General features: G+C 29.5%; 18 protein-coding genes. All 18 read left to right on the forward strand.

The genetic code is table 11. The features are described from left to right. Positions 1 to 14: 14 nt before the first annotated feature. The 18 genes from spoIIIAF to LL038_RS03325 all read left to right on the forward strand — a co-directional run bounded on the left by spoIIIAF (position 15) and on the right by LL038_RS03325 (position 16336). A complete protein-coding gene (gene spoIIIAF, locus LL038_RS03240; protein WP_216122486.1) occupies positions 15 to 608 on the forward strand; it encodes a stage III sporulation protein AF in 594 nt (197 codons plus the stop codon). A gap of 100 nt (positions 609 to 708) precedes the next feature. Further along, positions 709 to 1320 carry a stage III sporulation protein AG gene (spoIIIAG, locus tag LL038_RS03245; RefSeq protein ID WP_216122557.1) on the forward strand — a complete coding sequence of 204 codons (612 nt, stop codon included), beginning with the start codon at positions 709 to 711 and terminating at the stop codon, positions 1318 to 1320. Positions 1321 to 1358: 38 nt separating this feature from the next. Further along, positions 1359 to 1871 (forward strand): SpoIIIAH-like family protein, encoded by a 513-nt coding sequence (locus LL038_RS03250; protein ID WP_216122488.1) that lies wholly within the window; start codon positions 1359 to 1361, stop codon positions 1869 to 1871. Positions 1872 to 1952: 81 nt separating this feature from the next. Next, entirely contained in the window at positions 1953 to 2342 is a 390-nt protein-coding gene (locus LL038_RS03255; RefSeq protein WP_071613307.1) for an Asp23/Gls24 family envelope stress response protein, read from the forward strand. A gap of 97 nt (positions 2343 to 2439) precedes the next feature. Then, the gene (gene nusB / locus LL038_RS03260) at positions 2440 to 2835 is read left to right on the forward strand and encodes a transcription antitermination factor NusB (protein ID WP_216122490.1); all 396 of its coding nucleotides are present in this window, start codon (positions 2440 to 2442) and stop codon (positions 2833 to 2835) included. Positions 2836 to 3066: 231 nt separating this feature from the next. Then, positions 3067 to 3915, forward strand: coding sequence for a bifunctional 5,10-methylenetetrahydrofolate dehydrogenase/5,10-methenyltetrahydrofolate cyclohydrolase (locus LL038_RS03265; protein ID WP_216122492.1), 849 nt, complete (start codon positions 3067 to 3069; stop codon positions 3913 to 3915). Then, entirely contained in the window at positions 3905 to 5110 is a 1206-nt protein-coding gene (xseA, locus tag LL038_RS03270; RefSeq protein ID WP_216122494.1) for an exodeoxyribonuclease VII large subunit, read from the forward strand. The genes LL038_RS03265 and xseA overlap by 11 nt, the downstream gene beginning before the upstream one ends. Next, positions 5110 to 5331: an exodeoxyribonuclease VII small subunit gene (locus LL038_RS03275; protein ID WP_216122496.1), complete on the forward strand. Its 222-nt coding sequence runs from the start codon at positions 5110 to 5112 to the stop codon at positions 5329 to 5331. Before xseA ends, LL038_RS03275 begins: the two co-directional genes overlap by 1 nt. A gap of 57 nt (positions 5332 to 5388) precedes the next feature. Beyond that, on the forward strand, positions 5389 to 6258 hold the full coding sequence (locus LL038_RS03280) for a polyprenyl synthetase family protein (RefSeq protein ID WP_216122499.1): 870 nt from the start codon (positions 5389 to 5391) through the stop codon (positions 6256 to 6258). 154 nt (positions 6259 to 6412) lie between these two features. After that, the gene (dxs, locus tag LL038_RS03285; protein ID WP_216122502.1) at positions 6413 to 8275 is read left to right on the forward strand and encodes a 1-deoxy-D-xylulose-5-phosphate synthase; all 1863 of its coding nucleotides are present in this window, start codon (positions 6413 to 6415) and stop codon (positions 8273 to 8275) included. 31 nt (positions 8276 to 8306) lie between these two features. Beyond that, positions 8307 to 9134: a TlyA family RNA methyltransferase gene (locus tag LL038_RS03290; protein WP_216122504.1), complete on the forward strand. Its 828-nt coding sequence runs from the start codon at positions 8307 to 8309 to the stop codon at positions 9132 to 9134. A gap of 36 nt (positions 9135 to 9170) precedes the next feature. Then, a complete protein-coding gene (locus LL038_RS03295; RefSeq protein WP_216122506.1) occupies positions 9171 to 10052 on the forward strand; it encodes an NAD(+)/NADH kinase in 882 nt (293 codons plus the stop codon). Then, on the forward strand, positions 10021 to 10473 hold the full coding sequence (locus tag LL038_RS03300) for an arginine repressor (protein ID WP_216122508.1): 453 nt from the start codon (positions 10021 to 10023) through the stop codon (positions 10471 to 10473). The genes LL038_RS03295 and LL038_RS03300 overlap by 32 nt, the downstream gene beginning before the upstream one ends. An 11-nt stretch (positions 10474 to 10484) precedes the next feature. After that, positions 10485 to 12173, forward strand: a complete 1689-nt coding sequence (gene recN, locus LL038_RS03305) for a DNA repair protein RecN (protein ID WP_216122510.1) — start codon at positions 10485 to 10487, stop codon at positions 12171 to 12173. Between the two features lie 361 nt (positions 12174 to 12534). After that, entirely contained in the window at positions 12535 to 13758 is a 1224-nt protein-coding gene (gene spoIVB, locus LL038_RS03310; RefSeq protein WP_216122512.1) for a SpoIVB peptidase, read from the forward strand. Positions 13759 to 13956: 198 nt separating this feature from the next. Further along, positions 13957 to 14772 carry a sporulation transcription factor Spo0A gene (gene spo0A, locus LL038_RS03315; protein ID WP_216104747.1) on the forward strand — a complete coding sequence of 272 codons (816 nt, stop codon included), beginning with the start codon at positions 13957 to 13959 and terminating at the stop codon, positions 14770 to 14772. A gap of 159 nt (positions 14773 to 14931) precedes the next feature. After that, the gene (locus LL038_RS03320; RefSeq protein ID WP_216122514.1) at positions 14932 to 15921 is read left to right on the forward strand and encodes a tyrosine-type recombinase/integrase; all 990 of its coding nucleotides are present in this window, start codon (positions 14932 to 14934) and stop codon (positions 15919 to 15921) included. Position 15922: 1 nt separating this feature from the next. Continuing rightward, positions 15923 to 16336: a helix-turn-helix domain-containing protein gene (locus LL038_RS03325; RefSeq protein ID WP_216122516.1), complete on the forward strand. Its 414-nt coding sequence runs from the start codon at positions 15923 to 15925 to the stop codon at positions 16334 to 16336. Positions 16337 to 16521 lie beyond the last annotated feature (185 nt).

The following is a 16521-nucleotide window of genomic DNA, read 5'->3' on the forward strand; positions in this document are numbered from 1 at the left end:
GAGGTGGTGGTAATTTGATTGAATTATTAAAAGTCTGGGTAACAAATATTACTATCGCTATATTTTTTATTACTGCGGTAGAGATGATTTTGCCAGACAATAACATGAAAAAATATGCAAAATTTGTATTGGGTTTAATGTTGATTGTTGTAATAATAAACCCTATAATAAAAATCTTTGATAAGAACTTTGATTTGAATTCTTATTCTAGCAAAGCAACAAGTTACATTGAGGGAAGCACTCAGGCTTCAGATATGAAGAAATATAAAGATATTAATATAGTAAATACAACAGAAAATTTTAAAAAAAATTTACAGAAAGAGTGTATTACAAATTTAGAGCAGACCTATCCAGAAAATAAATATAATGCTGATGTAGATGTTGTTTATGATAGTAAAAATGGAGTTTTCAATATTAATAGGGTGAAAATTGATGTTGTTGATAATGGGGTTCAAAGTGTTAAAAGTATAAAAATTGATACACAAAGTGTGGATGCTTCTAATAACAATGTTTTAACAAACACTCAAGGGAAACAGATAAAGAAGTTTTTAAGTAATAAACTTAAAATATCTGATGATGTTATAACTGTTTATAAAGTAAATTCATAAAACACATGATTATTAATTGATATATAAATAAGAAAAGAGGGGGATTTCTATGAACAATGATAATTTACTTAGTAAATTTACTGAGTTTATTAAAACAAAAATTAATAGAGAAAATGAAAGTAGCAAAAATGACAAAAGCAAAAAGTCTGATAAACTATTAGGAAATATAGTATTACTGATTTTGGTGGCAGTTGTAATAGTATTAGCAAGCAGTTCATTTAAGTCATCAAAGCCAACTTCAACTGCACAGACTACAATAGATACCGAAACACAGAAAAATGCGGCTGCGAAGGTAAGTAACACGGCTGCAGTGAGTGATTATGAAGCACAACTAGAAAGTAAACTTAAATTAACCCTTGAAGGGATGGAAGGTGTTGGAAAGGTACAAGTGATGATCTACTTTGAGAGTGGAGAGGAAAGTGTCCCTGCATTAAATGTTAATGATTCTAAAAGCGTTACAAAAGAAGATGATAAAACAGGTGGAACAAGAAATATAACTCAAGATAATAATGGGAGCACTGTAGTTATGGAGAATAATGGGAGTGCGACTGAGCCGTTAATTGTAAAAAAAATAAAGCCAATTATTACTGGCGTATGTGTAGTAGCAGAAGGATCAGGTGTAAAAATTACAGAACTTAGGATTAGACAGGCAGTAATTAATTTATTTAATTTGCCTGAGAACAAAGTTAATGTATATCCTATGAATAAGTAGCATATAATTTCTTAGAAAGGCAGATGGGGGGAAATATTATGAATAAAAAACAGTCAGGTATAATTGTTACGTTGGTAGTGCTTATTGTGTTTGCAGGGTATCTTGCAACGAAGGTGAATGGTCCATTGTATGTAAATGACAGTGACTTTAGTAATGAGAAAAGTGCAATATCTTTAAAAGACACCAAAACTGCTTCAACTGCTTCAACTTATTTTGTAGAAGCAAAATTATCAAGAAATCAAGACAATGATAAAACTCTTCAAACTATTAAAACTTTAATTGATGATACCAATACTCCAAAAGATCAAAAGGCAACTGCAGCTAAACAATACTTAAACATATCGATGGCAGCTCAGAATCAATCAGACATCGAACTAGCATTAAAAGCTCAAGGGTTTGAAGAATCAATGTGTAGTATAGTGAATGACAAAGTTCAAGTAGTAATTAAAACTGATAAAAAACAACTTACAGATGAACAGCTTCGAAGCATTAAAGATATTGTCATGAGTAAAACAAAATTAGAAAAAATTGAAGTTAAGATTAAACAATAATATTTGTAAAAAAAATATTTATCTGCTATAATAAATATAGCATTATCATGTTTTACCTAAGTTAAATAAGGGGGTATTACTATGGAAGATAAAATTTTAAATGAAACTGAAATGGGTGTTGTTAAAATATCTGAGGATGTAGTTAGTGTTATAGCGGGACTCGCTGTTGCTGAAATACAGGGGATTGTTGGAATGAGTGCAAGTCTTGTTGGTGGAATAACTCAAATATTAAGTGGAAAGAAAAATTTATCTAAAGGCGTTAAAGTCAATGTTGGAGAAAATAGTGCAATAATTGATTTACACGTTGTAGTTGAATATGGTATTAAAATTCCAGAAGTAACTGAAAAAGCACAAATAAATGTTAAAAAATCCGTAGAGCTTATGACGGGACTAGTAGTATCAGCAGTAAATGTGTATGTTCAAAATGTTGTATTACCTAAAACAGAAAAGCTTGAGGAAATAGAAGCATAGTAATAAACACCCTCTCTAATCGGAGGGTGTTTATTTATATGTTTGTTATTCTTATGATAAGGTATAATATAGTATGGAAAAATTAGGAGGATTACTAATGAATAGAAGAAAGTCGAGAGAAACAGCAATGAAATTACTTTTTGAAATGTCAATAAACAAAGAAAAATATGAGGATATAATTGAGAATTTTAAAGAGAACACTGATGTTGATTTAAGTGACCTTGATATGTCATATATAACGAAGGTGTTAGCTGGTATTCACGAAAATGGTAAAGATATTGATAAAAACATTGAAAAATATTTAATTAAATGGAAACTTGCTAGGTTATCAAAAATGAATTTGGCTATATTAAGAATAAGTACATATGAAATATTATATGAGGAAGAAATACCTAATAGGGTTTCTGTAAATGAAGGAATAGAACTAGCGAAGAAATATGGTGAGGATAGTTCTCCAGCATTTATAAATGGAATACTCGCGAAGATGATTTAATATATTAATAGTAATAAGATAACTAGTCAGTATACTAGCCTACATTGCGACTTACTTAACCTTTGGAACATCTGATAGCCATTAACTATTAGGTACTAAATTGGCTTTGTAATGCAAGATCTGAGGGGGTATATCTGATTAGTTTTTTATTTTTAAAAAAAACAATTAAAATTATGTTAAAATATTCTGGTACTAGTCAATATTTTAAAATGTATAAAAGGAGAGAAGAATATGGGAATTAGAGTTAATGGTAAGATAATAGTTGAAACCTACAGAGATGAAATTAAAAATATCATAAAGGATGGCGTTGATAGGGGACTTAGAGTACCATCAATTAAAACTATATTAGTAGGCTCTGATGGAGGTTCTTTATCATATGTGAAAAGTCAGAATAACTTGTGCAATAAATTGGGAATTTCCTACACTTGTACTCAACTAGATGAAGATATAAGTCAAAAGGATATCATAGATATTATAGAAAAATTCAATGAGGATAATAGCGTAGATGGAATAATAATTCAATTACCCTTACCTAAAAACCTAAATGAGAAAGAAATCACTTCTAAAATTTCATATAAAAAGGATATTGATGGATTAACAGATGTAAATATGGGTAGATTTTATAAGGGCGATAAAAGCTTTATTCCTTGTACTGCATTAGGGGTTATTGAAATGATTAAAAATACGGGATGTCATATTAAAGGCAAACATGCAGTTGTTATTGGTAGAAGCAATATTGTTGGAAAACCGGTAGCTCAATTGTTATTAAATGAAGATGCAACAGTAACCATATGTCATTCAAAAACAACGAATCTAAAAGAAGTTTGTAAAACGGCAGATATAATAGTTGCGGCTATTGGTAAACCAGGCTTTGTGACAAGTGAATTTATTAAGGATGGAGCAATTGTTATAGATGTTGGAACTACAATGATAGATAATAAAATTACTGGGGATGTAAATTTTGACGATGTTATTAATCATGCAAGTTTTGTTACCCCAGTTCCAGGTGGAACGGGACTAATGACTACAACGATGCTTATAAAAAATGCTTGCGCTTCGTGGAGGGATAATGTTTATTAAAGTAATAACAGTAACTGCCCTTAATGGGTATATTAAAAAAGTAATAGATAGTGATTTTATATTAAATAATGCTAATGTTAAAGGAGAATTGTCTAATGTAAAATTACATAGTAGTGGACATATATACTTCTCATTAAAAGATGAATTTGGAAAAGTGAATTGTGTAATGTTTAAATCGCAGGCTCAGAAACTTGCCATTATACCTAGGGATGGCATGAATGTTATAATTAGAGGAAGAGTTTCGGTTTATGAAAAGGGCGGTGCATATCAAGTTTATTGTGACTCAATGGAGACGGATGGAGAAGGGCAATTGTTTTTAGCTTTTCAAAATTTAAAAGAGAAATTACAAAAATTGGGACTGTTTGATGAAGAACATAAAAAAATCTTACCTTCATTTCCTAGGAGAATAGGTATAGTTACATCACAAACGGGTGCTGCGGTTAAAGATATTATTAATGTTGCAACAAGACGTAATTCTAATGTTAACATGTTAATATACCCAGCGCTTGTTCAAGGAGTAAGTGCTAGTTCTGAAATTGAGCAAGGTATAAAATACTTCAATAATTCAAAAAATGTTGATTTAATTATTATTGCAAGAGGAGGAGGCTCAATTGAGGAACTATGGGCATTTAATGAAGAAAATTTAGCTTATTCAATATATAATTCTAAGATCCCTATAATTACTGGGATTGGTCATGAAACTGATTTTACTATAGCAGACTTTGTATGCGACCATAGAGCCCCAACTCCATCTTCCGCTGCAGAAATAGCAGTGAGAAATTTGAAAGATTTAAATAATGAAATTAAATCACTTAGAGAACTTTTGTTAAGAACTGTGGAATTTAAGTTTACTAAAGAATATAATAAAATTAATTTACTAAGTAAAACTTTGAAAGCAAATAATCCCTTGAATTTTATAGTTAACCAATATACGCATATAGATAACTTAAGAGAAAATTTAAATTATAAATTTAATGCAAAAATTTCAATGGAAAAGCAAAAACTTTCAAAGTTAAATGCTCTAATGAATGCACATAACCCTTTAAATGTATTAAACAGGGGGTATGCAGTGCTTCAAAATGATGAAAATGAGGTTATTAGTGAAATTAGTATTTTAAGAAATATTAAATATGTAAAGATTACATTAAAGGATGGCACTGCTAGATTTAATATAAGCAATTTGGAGGAGTTATAATGGCAAAGAAAAAAGAATCTTATGAAACTATGATGGAAAGGCTTGAAAAAATTGTAGAAGTGATGGATTCAAATGAAGTAACACTCGAAGGAACAATGGTAAATTATGAGGAAGGCGTCAAGTTATGCAACGATTTGTATAAAATTCTCAATGACACAGAAGGTAAAATAAAAATATTAACAGATGAGGGCGAAAAAGATTTTACGCCTAATGTGGAATAGACTAAGAATTAAGTATCTGAAGGTGACTTAATAATTATAATGGAAAGAGGGGATAAAATGAATATACAATTGCTTAGAGAGTCTGTAGAAAAATGGATAGATGATTATTTTAAAGGTAAGTCTGAAAAGGATAGTAAAAACTTTGAGGCAATGAGTTACAGTATAAAAGTCGGAGGAAAAAGAGTTAGGCCAATTTTAATGCTTCTTACATATGGTATGTATAAGGAAGATTATAGAGATATATTACCTTTTGCTGCAGCTCTTGAAATGATTCATACATACTCACTTATTCATGATGATTTGCCTTGTATGGATAATGATGATTTACGTCGTGGAAAACCTACAAATCATAAAATTTATGGAGAAGCGATTGCGGTTCTCGCGGGGGATGGGTTATTAAATGAGGCTATGGTAATAATGCTAGATCAATGTTTAGATGGAAATTTAAACACAATTAAGGCAAGTAATCTTATAGCAAAAGCTTCTGGGGCAGAGGGTATGATAGCTGGGCAAATTTGTGATATCTTAAGTGAAGGAATGAAAATATCAGAAGAAAAATTATTGTATATGCATAAAAACAAAACGGGGGAACTAATTAAAGCGGCGGTAGTATGTGGTGCAACTCTAGGAAATGCTGATGAGACTGATTTATGTTATTTAAAAGAATATGGTGATAAATTAGGTCTAGCATTTCAAATAAAGGATGATATATTAGATGTAATTGGTGATGTTGCTATTCTAGGAAAGAATACAAAAAGTGATGAATTTAATAATAAAACTACTTTTATAACAATGTATGGTTTAGAAAAATGCAAGCAAAAGTGTAATGATTTAACCCAGGAGTGTTTTAAAATATTAAAACAAATTAAGGTGAATACTAAATATTTAGAAGAAATTACGGAATCTTTATTGAGAAGGGAATATTAAAAATAAAACAACTATTTTTAACTATTAAGCAATTTCAATATGTCATTAAATGGGTTTTATAGTCGAAATAGCTTTTGAATTAAATAATATTATATGATATAATATTTCCATAAATGTGGGTGAAATAATATATTTTATAAAAGAGGATAGATATATGAGTAAAATACTAGAAAATTTTAATGATATAAATGAAATAAAAAAAATGACTATACAAGAGCTAGATGATTTTGCAAAGGAAATTAGAGACTTTTTAATTGAAAAAGTCTCTAAAACGGGAGGACATCTAGCTTCTAATTTGGGCGTAGTGGAATTAACATTAAGCTTATATAATGTTTTTGATTTTGATAAAGATAAATTAATATGGGATGTAGGACACCAATCATATGTACATAAAATTCTTACGGGAAGAAAAGATAAATTTGATCTACTTAGAAATTATGGTGGATTAAGTGGCTTTCCGAAAAGAGAAGAAAGTAAATATGATGTATTTGAAGCGGGACATAGTAGTACTTCTATTTCAGCAGGGGCTGGCATTGCAAGGGCTCGTGATTTACAAAAGGGAGACTATAATGTCATTTCAGTTATAGGTGATGGGGCTCTTACAGGTGGTATGTCTTTTGAGGCATTAAACGATATAGGATTTAGAAAAACTAAAATGATTATTGTGCTAAATGATAATCAAATGTCTATATCTAAAAATGTGGGAGGCATGTCCAGATATTTAAGTCAATTTAGGATTGACCCAACTTATAATAGAATTAAAAAAGAAATAAATTCTACGCTTAGAAAGATCCCTAGTGTAGGTGATGGAATGATTAATTCAATTCAAAAGATAAAAAACGGAATTAAACAGGTAGTGGTTCCAGGAATGTTATTTGAAAATATGGGTATAACTTATTTAGGTCCTATAGATGGACATGATATTAAAGAAATAAGTAAGGTTTTAAAACTTGCAAAAAAAACAGATGGACCTGTGATTATCCATGTAATAACTAAAAAAGGCAAGGGTTATAAATTTGCTGAGGAGCAGCCAAATAAATTTCATAGTATGGGTCCATTTAATCCATCAAATGGAGAATTATGTAGTAGTCACAAGGAAAGTTATTCTGAGGCATTTGGGGAGCAGATTGTAACTCTAGCAAAGGAAAACAAAAATATAGTGGCAATAACAGCGGCAATGCCAGAAGGTACAGGATTGGAATCGTTTTCAAAAAAATTTAGCAATAGACTTTTCGATGTGGGTATTGCAGAGCAACATGCAGTTACTATGGCTGCAGGGATGGCTTCACAAGGACTTAAACCGATTTTTGCAGTTTACTCTACATTTTTACAACGAGCGTATGACCAAATTTTACATGATGTATGTATTCAAAAATTACCTGTTATTTTTGCAATTGATAGGGCAGGCATTGTTGGACAAGATGGGGAAACACATCAAGGAATATTTGATTTATCATATTTATCGCATATTCCAAATATGACAATTATGGCTCCTAAATGTATAGGAGAACTTAAGACAATGCTTACGTTTGCAGTCAAGCAAGATTATCCAATTGCTATAAGATACCCTAGAGGTGGAGATAACCCAAATGTTAAAATGTCTCCTATTAATGACTTTACGAGGGGGAAATGGGAGACTCTGCTTGGCGGTGGTAAAATAGCATTTATAGCCACAGGTAAAATGGTGCAAAATGCAATATTAGTTAGAGAAAAATTATTGAATATGGGAATAGAAGCTACTGTAGTTAATGCATGTTTTATCAAACCTATTGATAAAACACTACTATTAGATCTTGTAGATAAAAAATACTCTTTAGTGACTATTGAGGATAATATAGTTCATGGTGGATTAGGTTCTTTAGTATTAGAATATGTGAATTCATTGAACAAGAAGGCGAGGGTAATTAATTTAGGATTTAATGATGAATTTGTTCCACATGGGTCAGTTGATATACTGTATAAGTTATATAAACTAGATGTGGATGGAATTTTTGATAGCATTTTAAAATTAGTTTAACTACATTTTAGTAGGGATTAAGGAGTTTTTTATGATAGAAAATAGAGAGAGATTAGATGTTATTGTGGTTGAAAGAGGCATTTTGTTTTCAAGAGAAAGAGCAAAGGAAAATATTATTGCTGGAAATATATTTGTCGATGGTATTAGGACTACTAAATGCGGGAAAAAAATTGATGTTACATCTAGCATTGAGTTTATTGGTAAAGACATCCCTTATGTTAGTAGGGGGGGGCTTAAACTTCAAAAGGCTATAGATGCCTTTAAGATTGATCTTAATGATAAAGTTTGCCTGGATATAGGCGCATCTACAGGAGGGTTTACAGACTGCATGCTCCAACATGGAGCATGCAGGGTATACTCGATAGATGTTGGAATAAATCAGCTAGATGATAAGTTGAGAGGTGACTCTCGAGTAGTTTCTATGGAGAAAACAAATATCAGATATTTAAATAAAGAGAGCATTTGTGAACTTGCAGATTTTGCAAGTATTGATGTATCATTTATATCGCTTGAAAAAGTTATTCCTAATTTATTAAATTTATTGAAAAATGATGGTAGTGTTGTGGCATTACTTAAGCCACAATTTGAAGTAGGCATAGGTGTAGTAAATAAAAAAGGTGTGGTTAAAAAACCTAGTGATCATATAGATGTAATAGTTGGAGTATTAAATTTACTTAAAAGCCTTAATGTAAAGGTTATTAATGTTGATTATTCATCAATAAAAGGGCCTAATGGAAATATTGAGTATCTAGTTTATTTTACTAAATCTAAAAATAACTATGCTGATTATGTTGAAGATAACGTAGCTTTATTAGTTAGTGAGGCCCATAGAAGTTTAAATTGTCTCAAACGGGAATAATTTATAGTGTGTGTTACAAAATGGTAAGGAGGAAATATGAAAAACATTGGCATTAATATAAATACCACTAAAGACAAGGATGGTAAAATCGGTGAATATGTAAAAAATATTATTAGCCAATATATAGATGATACTAATATATTTGTGTTTAAAGATTCCATTGGACTTGAAAATATTAAATACAACTATTTGGATATTATTGTTGCTTTAGGTGGAGATGGGACTATTTTAAGAACATCTCGGAATTTAAATAACTCCAATATTCCAATACTAGGAGTGAATATTGGAAATTTAGGATTTCTATCTAGTGTGGAACTACTAGAATTTGAAACTGCCATGAAAAGATTTATTAATGATGATTATTATGTAGAGGATAGAATGATGCTTAATTGCACTTTGCCAAATAGGAATGAACTTGAAAAATATACGGCACTTAATGATATTGTTGTATCAAAGGGAACACTTGCGAGAGTTGTTAAATATGAACTTCATATAGATAATAAGTTTTACATCGATTTTACAGGTGATGGACTTATAATAGCTACCCCAACAGGATCTACAGCATACTCTCTATCAGCAGGTGGGCCTATAATATATCCTAACCTAGATGTTATAGAGGTAACACCTATTTGTCCATTATCGTTATCTATGAGAACTATAGTGCTAGATAGCAAAAGTGAAATAACTGTAAATATAAAATGTAAACATGAAAGTATATTTTTGACATTAGATGGCCAAAGAGCAATAAAACTAAATAGTTATGAAAAAATACTGGTAAGTGTTTCAGATCAAAAATGTAGATTAGTTAAATTTAATGATTATAATTATTTTGGTATTTTGAGGAAAAAAATAATTTCTAGAACAGCAGATTGTGAGGGAGAAAAAGATGAAGATATCGCGTCATGCAAAAATAATTGAGATCATTCAGTCTAAAGATGTTGAAACTCAAGAACAGTTAGCACAAGAATTAAAAAACAATGGGTTTGATATTACTCAGGCAACTGTTTCTAGGGATATAAAGGAACTAAAATTAATTAAGGTTATGAATGCACATGGAACTCACATATATTCGACTAGTTCTCCGGGTGATAGCTTTTTATCAAACAAATTGGTTAATATTTTTTCTCAAACCGTTTTGTATGTTGATAATGTAGATAAATTTATAGTGCTTAAGACAATATCAGGAGCTGGTGCTGCGGCAGCTGAAGCCTTAGATTCTTTGAAGTTCAGTGGGATTGTAGGTACAGTAGCTGGAGATAACACTGTTTTTATTTTAGTTAGAAGAGAAGAAGATTGTAAAGAGATAATTCAAAAGGTTAAAAAAATGATTAGTGAATAGGAGGAATAAGTATGCTCCTACAATTAAATATTATGAATTTTGCCCTAATTGAAAAATTAAGCATCAATTTTGAAAGAGGTTTTAATGTTCTTTCAGGTGAAACTGGAGCAGGAAAATCAATTCTAATTGATGCTATAAATTATGTATTAGGGGGTAAATTTAATAAGAGCTTAATTAGAACAGGGGAAAATAAAACTTATGTAGAGGCTATTTTTACTATAGATAACCAAAATAGTAGGAATGTTTTAGAAGAGATGGATATTGATTATGAGGATACAGTATTCATAAGTCGTGAGACTTTTCAATCTGGGAAAAGTATTGCTAAAGTTAATGGTAAATCATTGCTACTCTCAAAAGTTAAATATATTAGTAAAAATCTACTAGATATTCATGGTCAACATGATAACCATAACTTATTAGATAAAGCTAATCATATATTTTATGTGGATTCTTTTGGTAATGAGAGGCTCAGAACTGCTATTATTGAATATAATGACAAATATACAAGAATGATTAGTATAAAAAATAGAATTATTAAACTTGAAGGTAATGAAGGAGAACGAGATAAGAGAATTGATTTTTTAAATTATCAGTTAGAAGAGATTAAAAATGCTAATCTCAAAATTGGTGAAGATGAGGAACTTTTAGAAAAATATGCAATAGTTAGTAATTCTGAAAACTTGGAGAAGCATTTATCAAGAAGTTATCAATTATTATACACTAGTGATGAGGAAAATCCCTCAGTATTGTATAACTTAGCTATTGCCATAAAAGAACTTCGAACTATTGAAAAACATATGGATAAAATAAAAGAAATTACAGATTCTATTGAAGAAAGTTATTTTAATATTGAGGAAAATATCACAGAAATCAGAGACTTAAAAGAGTCAATTTATTATGATGAAAAAGAATTGGAATATATGAATAGTAGGATAAGCCAAATTAATAATTGTAAGAAGAAGTATGGACCTACTATAAAAGAAATTTATGAATATAGAGATAAAATTGATGTTGAGTATGAAGAATTAACTAATAGTAGTGAAATAATCGTTTCTCTTAAAAAAGAAAAAATAGCTCTTGAGGGTGAAATGAGGATTATAGCAAATGAAATTCATGAAATTAGATGTGAGACAGCGAAAAATCTTCAAAATAAAATAAAACATGAGCTTAATTATATTGGACTTGAAAAAAGTAAATTTTTTATTGAAGTAAAGCTTACAGATGAATTTTATAAAAATGGTTGCGATAAAGTTCAATTTTGTATAGCTACCAACCCAGGTGAACCATTAAATCCTTTAGAAGAAATAGTGTCTGGGGGAGAATTATCACGTATTATGCTTGCACTTAAAACTGTGTTCGTGGATAAGGATGAAATACCCACTGTTATATTTGATGAAATAGATACTGGCATTAGTGGCAGGATTGCGCAATGTGTTGCAGAAAAAATGTATCTAATATCATTAAACCATCAAATTTTTTGCGTAACCCATTTGCCTCAAATAGCTAGTATGGCAGATATAAATTATCTAATATCCAAAAATGTTATAAATGATAAAACATATACTAATATTATACGAATGAATGATAATGAAAAACAACAAGAAATAGCTAGAATGATAGGTGGTACAGAGGTTACTAAATTAACATTAGAAAATTCTAAGGAAATGATAAATTTGGCTAATGATCGAAAGAAAAAATAGTTTTGATTTTTATAAGAATATAGTAATAAATATTTATATAAAAGGGAAAAATAAAGTCATTATATGTGACTTTATTTTTTTTGTTTTTAAAGTTACTGGAATTATAAACTTTGTTATTTTTAATAATTTATAAAAATCTTATAAAATTCTAAATGTGGGTAATATTATAATCAAATTTAATGAAATAGTTCAATGTTGTATTATATATAAAATAATTGAAATACAGAAGAATTTTTTTAATTTATCATAATTTAGTTTTGAATCTATGTCTTTGACTGTTTTTGAATTAATATTATAGCATAATATGAGATTGTGAGGGTAACTTAAATTTATAACTATAAGAGAAAAGGAGATAAAGCTTATGAAAAAAAGATTGAATATATTTTGCTTACTTATAACACCAATACTAATAATTGCTTTAGGTGTTTGCTACCAAAGTCAAAGTATAGCTGTTTCTGCATTTGACAAACCAATACAAACTTTATATTCTAAAAACATTATAAATGCAAAAGTAAATACAAATAATGTTCTTTCAAATCATTATATAATTGAAAAAGACAAAAAATCAAAAGAAGATACAGATAAGATGTTAAAAGCGAAATCAACTTTTGTAACGGAAAATCAAGATATAATGGTTTATCCAGGAGGGCAACCAATTGGTGTTAAACTAAATACTAAGGGCGTTTTAGTAGTGGCTTTATCTGATATTGATGGTATTAAGGGTAAAACACAGAGTCCTGCTTCAAATGCCGGTGTAGAAATAGGAGATAGTATTATAGAAATAAATAATATTGTTATAAATCACGCCGAGGATATAAGTCGATTTGTTAATAAAGAAAAAAATCCGGAGCTTACACTAAAAATACAACGTAGAAATGGTTCCAAGCTTTTTGATATAAAGGTTAAACCTACTATTGATTCCACAGATGGTAAACAAAAAATTGGGTTATGGGTAAGAGATTCTACTGCGGGCGTTGGGACGTTAACATTATATGATAGTAAAACTAACAAATTTGCAGCTTTAGGTCACCCAATTACAGATTCTGATACTGGAACAATATTAAGTATTAATAATGGTGTAATAATATCATCTAATATAGTTTCTATAAAAAAAGGTACGAAAGGAACACCGGGAGAGTTAAGAGGCCTTTTTATAGATGAAAACAAAATAAAAGGTCAATTAATAAACAATACAGAATGTGGTATATTTGGTAATGGAACTAAAAGTCTTATAAATAATAAATTTAATAAACCTATGAAAATAGGTCTTAGAAATGAGATAAAAGAAGGCGAAGCACAAATTTTAACTACTATTAATGGTAATGAGCCGGAATTATTTAAAATAGAAATTCAAAAGCTATTGCCACAAGATATACCAGGCTCAAAAAGCATGATAATTAAAATTACAGATCCTAGACTTTTAGAGAAAACAGGAGGCATAGTGCAAGGTATGAGTGGTAGTCCAATAATTCAAAACAATAAAATTGTTGGAGCGGTTACTCATGTTTTAATTAATAAACCTGACGTTGGATATGGTATATACATTGAGTGGATGTTGAAAGATGCAGGCATTTTATCAAAATAACTAGCATTATCTAAAAAAAAGAGGTAAAATAGATATAATGAGATATAGAGTAGCATATGTTATCCTATACATTACAAATAAATGATAATTTATCATTTATTTGTAATATTTTTTTTAATATAAGAAGGAATTGTAATTCTTTTGTCGAATTAATATTTGTTAAGATATGGGAATTCATTTATAAAGGGGAGTTAGAATATGGAAGAACCAAGAATTAGTGTGCTTATTGCAGATGATAATAAAGAGTTTTGTAATATTTTAAATGATTATTTGCTAAGCCAAAGAGATATTATGGTTACAGGTATTGCAAAAGATGGAATAGAGGCTCTTAAGCTAATAAAAGAGAGAAAACCTGATCTAGTAGTATTGGATATAATAATGCCACATTTAGATGGTCTTGGGGTACTTGAAAGATTAGGCAGTATGGATCTTAATCCAATACCTAAAATAATAGTTTTATCTGCAGTGGGGCAAGATAAAATAACACAAAGGGCTATAGCGCTTGGAGCAGATTATTATGTAGTAAAACCTTTTGATATGGAAGTTTTCACAAAACGAATAAGGCAAATGTTTAACAATACGATTTCTAGTGATAATAGTAAAAAATCAATTTCTTTTATTGATACAACGGAAGCTAGGAAAAGCAACCGGAATGAACCTATGGATCTAGAAGCTGAAATAACAAATATAATACATGAAATTGGAGTGCCAGCCCATATTAAGGGATATATGTATTTAAGAGAAGCAATTACTATGGTAGTAAATGATATTGAACTTTTATCTGCAGTTACGAAGGAATTATACCCATCTATTGCTAAAAAGTTTAATACTACTGCTAGCAGGGTGGAGAGAGCAATAAGACATGCTATAGAAGTAGCATGGGGACGTGGTCAAGTTGAAACTATAAACAAAATATTTGGTTATACCGTTCATAATGCTAAAGGTAAACCAACTAATAGCGAATTTATAGCAATGGTTGCTGATAAGCTAAGATTACAAAATAGGGTTAGTTAAATGGCTTATATAAACGGTTAAGAGGTAATTGAAAAGCAATAAACTGTACAAATAGCGTCATAAAAATATGGTTAATTGTATAAAAAAAGTGTATAAGTTCTTAAAAGATAATCAATAGACCTTTTCTATTTATGGATGAAATAGAGGGGGTTTTTTTTAATGCAAAAAATTGAGTATATCATTGATGAATTTATGAATTATTGTCAATCTAAAATTTTATCACAAAAAACAATGATGAGTTATGAACAAACACTTAGGTTATTTTCTAAATATTTGCAAGAAGAAAAAAATATAGAAGACGTTAATAAAATTACGGAAAAGGATATTAGGGAGTATGTTGTATATATAAAAAACAGAGGTAAATATACGGTAGTGATAGATAAAAAAACTTTAAAAGGTAATATTCCTGAAGCACGAGGAGATTATGGAAAACAAGTATCTATTACCACAGTAAATAATTATATTAGGAATATTAAAGTGTTTTTTAATTATTCAAAAGAGCAGGGTGTAATAAAAAAAGACGTAGTAAAAAATATTAAACAATTTAAAAATGAAAGAAAACCTAAGCAATTTATAACAGATAAAGAATTTGGAGAATTGTTAAGGCATATAGATACTACTAAATTTCATGAATACAGGGATTATATTTGTGTTATGTTATTACTCGATAGTGGTATGCGAATTAGCGAGTGTCTAGCAATTAAGGTTGAGGATATAGATATAAATAATCGAGCAATATTATTAAAATCTGAAAATACAAAAGGTAGGAAAAGCAGATATGTATATTTCAGTCCGATTATGCAAAAGGAATTAAGAAGATGGTTGCAGTACAAAGATAGATATGTTGAATCGGATGTACTATTTTGTAGCACAAAAGGCAATATTGTTATGATGCGAACATTTGAAAAAAAATTAAAAGATTATGGATTACGGATAGGACTAAAGGATATTACACCTCACCAATTAAGAAATAATTTTGCAAAAAGATTTCTTATGGCAGGTGGGAGCATTTATACTTTATCCCAAATATTAGGACATAGTTCTGTAAAAATAACGGAATCTGCATATTTAGATTTAACTGATGATGATATTAGAAAAACTTATCAAGCATTTAGTCCTTTAGAAAATATGCGTAAGGCGGGTAAGTAATATGACTAATTATACGATTATAGATAACAACTTGATAATAGATACAGACCTTCCAGACAGTGCTTATAGGCTTTATAATCTAATGCTGTCAATGGCATATGGAGAAAAAGATACTTGTTATCCTAGCATTAAATATCTCGCTGAGAAACTTAATAAGAGTGTTAAAACTATAGGCAGAAATCTAAAAATACTCAAGGAAAAAGGATTAATTATATCAAAACGTAGAGGAAGTATAAGTAATTTATATACACTTGTTAAAAAAACTATGCAAGTAAAAACTGAGAAGTTAGTTAATAAGTTAAAAAGTAAATTTACTAAGCCTAAATATGCTAAAAAACGAAGTGCGTTTAATGATTATGAGCAACGGGAATATGATTTTGATGAACTAGAGAAGAAGTTACTAGGATGGGATTAAAATAAAAAAAAGGGCTTCCTAAAATAAGGATTCCCCCAAAGAGTTATTAATCTATACTCTAATATAGGTTAATTTGGACATATAAATAAATCACCAACTAAAATTATTATAACCCTTATCTTCAAAAAATAAAAGATAATTAGGTTTATTAATTATGGAAAAATTTAGACATACAAATATGTAGG

The sequence above is a fragment of the Clostridium estertheticum genome (genome assembly GCF_026650985.1).
In the GTDB taxonomy this organism is placed as follows: domain Bacteria; phylum Bacillota; class Clostridia; order Clostridiales; family Clostridiaceae; genus Clostridium_AD; species Clostridium_AD estertheticum_C.